Here is a 3,925-nt window from a genome sequence, read left to right as displayed (position 1 = left end):
CACTGGTCTGCCATGCGCCGGGCGTGCTGCGCCACGTGAAGTCCGCAGATGGACGCCCGCTGGTCGACGGCCGGAGGGTGACCGGTTTCACTAACACGGAGGAAGCCGCCGTCGGCCTGACCAAGGTGGTGCCGTTCCTTGTCGAGGACGAGTTGAAGGCCAAAGGCGGACTCTACACCAAAGGCCCCGACTGGGCACCTTACGTTGTCAGCGACGGTCTCCTGATCACGGGTCAGAATCCAGCCTCGTCAGGACCGGCCGCAAAGCTCTTGATCGAGTGGCTCGCCACCAACGCGGCAGCCTGAGCGAGACTGCTTCGCGACGGTTTGCCGCAACAGCGGCGCAAAACGGAAAAACAACCCTGATCGTCCGCCAGTTGTAACGTCCAAAAGGCTGTTCACGGGCTGAAACTGGTAGGCGTGACACCGCCCAGCCCTTGAACACGCCATACGTCCGAGCTTTCTCGGGCACCGTTGAACGGAGAGGACAAAGAAATGCCCACACTCTACTACGCCGTTGGCGCCTGCTCGCTGGCACCACACGTCACCCTTGAATGGATCGGTGCACCATATGAGTCCGTCAAGGTGCAGTATGGCTCCAGCACGCTTCTGGCGGTGAACCCCGTCGGCGCCGTGCCCAGCTTTCGCGAAGATGACGGCTGGCTTCTGACCCAATGCGGTGCCATCCTCGAATACCTCGCGTCCAAGCACCCCGAGGCCGGGCTTGCCGGCGGGGATGGCATCCGCGCCAAGGCCGAGGCGCACCGCTGGTCGGCCTTCTTCACCTCGGACGTTCATGCCTCCTTCTGGCCGATCTTCATGCCCCAACGCTACACGACTGATGACAACGAAGCGGCCCGGAAGGCGGTAGTGGAGGCAGGTCACAAGCTGGTCGCAAAGCAGTTCGGCATTCTGAACCGTCACCTCGACAGGCGGGAATACATCCTTGATGAGGGACGCTCGGTGATCGACGCCTATTCCTTCCCGATGATCCGTTGGGCGATAAGGCTCTTGCCGGGCGGCCTGACGGAATATCCCAATGTGCAGGCGCTGCATGACAGGATTGCTGTCGATCCGGCGGTTCAGAAGGTTCTTGCGCGCGAGGCGGGCAAGTGAGCGCGAGCGGCTTGGCACGAACGGCAAGCGGCCTTCACCACATCACCGGCATCACCGCCAATGTGCAGGCCAACGTCGACTTCTATGTCGGTTTCCTCGGCCTCAAGCTGGTAAAGCGGACTGCCGGTTATGCGGACGCCGAGCAGTTGCACCTGCTTTACGGAGACGGCCTCGGCAGCCCCGGATCGTTGCTGACCTTCCTCGTGTGGGAGGCCACCGGCCGTGGCCGCACCGGCATCGGGCAGGTCTCGGAAGTGGCGCTTGCCGTGCCGCCCGCGTCCATCGCCGACTGGCTGACCAGAACGCTCGCGGCCCATGTCCCGTTCGAGGGACCGTCTCGCGAGTTCGCAGAGCCGGTCCTGCGGCTGAAAGACCCGGACGGGTTGATCGTGAAGCTGGTCGGTGTCGACATGCCGACATCGGCTCCGCTTCCCGATGCGCCCACCCGGCTGCGGGGCGTCACTGTCCTGACCGACAAGGCGGCGGAGACCGCAGAGTTCCTGACACGTTTCGGCTACAGTCACGCACAGCGTGCTGGCCTGACGCAGCGTATGGAGTCCGATACCGATGTTGTCGACGTCAGGGAAGTGTCGGGCTTCGTGCCATCCGTGCCGGGCGCCGGAGTGCCGGACCATGTGGCGTTCCGCGCGCCGGATGCCGATGCGGTCAGGTCGATGCGGCTGTCGCTCAAGAACCTTGGGCCAACCGAGGTTCATGACAGGAAGTACTTTCTGTCGCTTTACGTGCGTGATCCCGCAGGCATTCTCATGGAATACGCAACGGACGGGCCCGGAATGACCGTTGACGAAACACCCGACGAGCTTGGCCAGACTTTGTTTCTGCCGCCGCACGAGGCCGGCCGCGCCGATGATCTGAAGGCCATGCTGCCGCAATTTGCCCTGCCGGGCGAAGAGCGGTTTCCCGTTCGCAACCTTCCCTTCATTCATCGTTTCAACCGACCGGAGCACCCGGATGGCACTACATTGGTGCTGTTGCATGGCACCGGTGGAAACGAGGCCGATCTGATGCCGATCGCCCGCCGCATTGCAGCTAATGCGACGCTTCTGGGGGTGCGCGGTCGGGCGACCGAGGAAGGAACCAATCGCTGGTTCCGCCGGATCGACACCGCGACATTCGATCAGGCGGACCTCCGCAGCGAAGCCGAGGCCTTCGCAGCCTTTATCAAGGGGGCCGTGACAGGGTACGGACTGGATATGGACCGGCTCGTTTTCCTTGGCTACTCCAATGGGGCAAGCCTGCTGGCTGCCGTCATCCAGTCTCATCCCGATGTCGTCCGCCGCGCGATCCTACTGCGCGGTTTCCAGGCGTTGGAGAACCAAGGGGCAGGTGATCTTTCAAGCACCATAGTGCTGGTGCTCGATGGACGTGACGATCCGTTGGCTCCCCATCCGTCAACGCTGGCGGACCTTCTGCGGGCCTCGGGCGCGAAAGTCACGGTCCGGACGCTGGCGACAGGCCATGATCTATCCAGCGCGGACGTCATGGAGGCCGCGCAATGGCTTCGGCAGAACCTTCCGGGCGCGGCGACTGTCCAACAGCCAGATACTTCGTCGTGAGGGCCAACGAAGGAGGGCATGCACGATGGACACCATCAGTTGGCAACGGTTGGAAGGCGCGGGCGTTTGCCTCTCGGCGCTCGGACTATTCGTGTTCCTTGGGGATGGGATCGTCTGGTGGCAGGCCGCAGTTGTTTTCTTCGCGCCGGATATCAGCTTTGCCGGTTACCTGGCCGGGCCTAGGCATGTTCCGCAGCTATTTCTTTGGCGAACTCGCCAATAATCGAACGCAACCACCTGTGGGCAGGGTCATTGCGATAGCGAACGTGCCAGGCCATCTGCACGGGAAACGTGCCGAGGTCGACGGGTGCCGGTATGACCTTCAGGCGCGCATCCCGTTCAAGCTTCCGGCAGATAAGGCGCGGCAGTGTTGCGCAGTAGTTCGTGACGGCAATCATCTCAGGCACGGCAAGGAAGTGGGTGACAGACACGGCGACCTCTCGCTTGAGGTTCTGGTGCTCCAATGCCTGGAAGAGGCCCGCGCGCAGTCTGCCCGGTGGCAGCACGTTCACGTGCTTCAGCATCTCATACTGCTCTCGGGAGATACGGTCCCGAATCTCGGGATGGTCCTTGCGCACCACGCAGGCCAACCCATCGTCCAACAGATGCTGGACGACGAGATTATCCGGCGGATCGGTGATACGGCCAAGCACCATGGCGGTTGAGCCGGAAACGACGCCGGTGTCCGCAACTTCATTGCCGAATGGCGTCATGCGGAGACTGATGCCTGGCGCCAGTTCACCCACCTTCGCGACAAGGACGGGCATCAGAACAAGCTCCACGTAGCTGTTGGGTGCAAGTGTGAACAGTCGTTCGGCTTCCGCCGGCTGAAACTCCTGCTGTTTCAAGATGAGATCGTCCAGCTGCGCCAGGGCGGCCTCGACTATCGGAGCAATCTCGTCCGCTAGAGGTGTCGGTTTGATGCCGTACCTTTCGCGGATGAACAGCGGATCCCGCAGGGTGTCGCGCAGGCGGTTCAACGAATTGGACAGCGCCGGCTGGGTGATGCCCAGTCGGGCTGCAGCGCGTGTGACGCTGCGCTCCTCCATCAGAGCCAGAAAGACCGGGAGCAGGTTGAGGTCGTATCTCATCCAGTCATAATTTCACATGAATATCTAAAATCAAGGAAGTAAATTTGAGAAATACCTCGGGAGGCACCATTTTCAGCTCATCGATAAGCCAACGCGGCTGATCGACCTCCGAAGCAACTCATCTCAAGGAAGGTTCCCGCAA

The 3,925-nt window shown here is 61.9% G+C and carries 4 protein-coding genes and 1 pseudogene; 4 read left to right on the top strand and 1 reads right to left on the bottom strand.

Translation table 11 applies throughout. The annotated features are described in order from the left end of the window. The 4 genes and pseudogenes from ACRCSW_RS17285 to ACRCSW_RS17270 all read left to right on the top strand — a co-directional run. Positions 1 to 305 (top strand): annotated as a pseudogene (locus ACRCSW_RS17285) (type 1 glutamine amidotransferase domain-containing protein); the annotation flags it as partial. Positions 306 to 494: 189 nt separating this feature from the next. After that, a complete protein-coding gene (locus ACRCSW_RS17280) occupies positions 495 to 1,115 on the top strand; it encodes a glutathione S-transferase family protein (RefSeq protein ID WP_438706888.1) in 621 nt (206 codons plus the stop codon). Continuing rightward, positions 1,112 to 2,692, top strand: a complete 1,581-nt coding sequence (locus ACRCSW_RS17275; RefSeq protein WP_438706887.1) for a VOC family protein — start codon at positions 1,112 to 1,114, stop codon at positions 2,690 to 2,692. Before ACRCSW_RS17280 ends, ACRCSW_RS17275 begins: the two co-directional genes overlap by 4 nt. Further along, on the top strand, positions 2,595 to 2,915 hold the full coding sequence (locus tag ACRCSW_RS17270; RefSeq protein WP_438706886.1) for a DUF4260 family protein: 321 nt from the start codon (positions 2,595 to 2,597) through the stop codon (positions 2,913 to 2,915). The genes ACRCSW_RS17275 and ACRCSW_RS17270 overlap by 98 nt, the downstream gene beginning before the upstream one ends. Here ACRCSW_RS17270 and ACRCSW_RS17265 read toward each other — a convergent pair. After that, complete coding sequence (locus ACRCSW_RS17265; protein ID WP_438706885.1) at positions 2,872 to 3,783, bottom strand: LysR family transcriptional regulator; 912 nt, start codon at positions 3,781 to 3,783, stop codon at positions 2,872 to 2,874. The two genes, ACRCSW_RS17270 and ACRCSW_RS17265, sit on opposite strands and share 44 nt — an antisense overlap. Positions 3,784 to 3,925 lie beyond the last annotated feature (142 nt).

The organism is Tabrizicola sp. (assembly GCF_051645465.1).
Lineage (GTDB): Bacteria > Pseudomonadota > Alphaproteobacteria > Rhodobacterales > Rhodobacteraceae > Tabrizicola.
The sequence above is the reverse complement of the archived record's forward strand: the minus strand, read 5'-3'. Positions and strand labels throughout refer to the sequence as shown.

Bases quoted from the DNA above. Each gene is read 5' to 3' on its own strand.
- ACRCSW_RS17280 (WP_438706888.1), top strand. From the start codon at position 495: ATGCCCACACTCTACTACGCCGTTGGCGCCTGCTCGCTGGCACCACAC.
- ACRCSW_RS17270 (WP_438706886.1), top strand. From the start codon at position 2,595: ATGATCTATCCAGCGCGGACGTCATGGAGGCCGCGCAATGGCTTCGGC.
- ACRCSW_RS17265 (WP_438706885.1), bottom strand. From the start codon at position 3,783: ATGAGATACGACCTCAACCTGCTCCCGGTCTTTCTGGCTCTGATGGAG.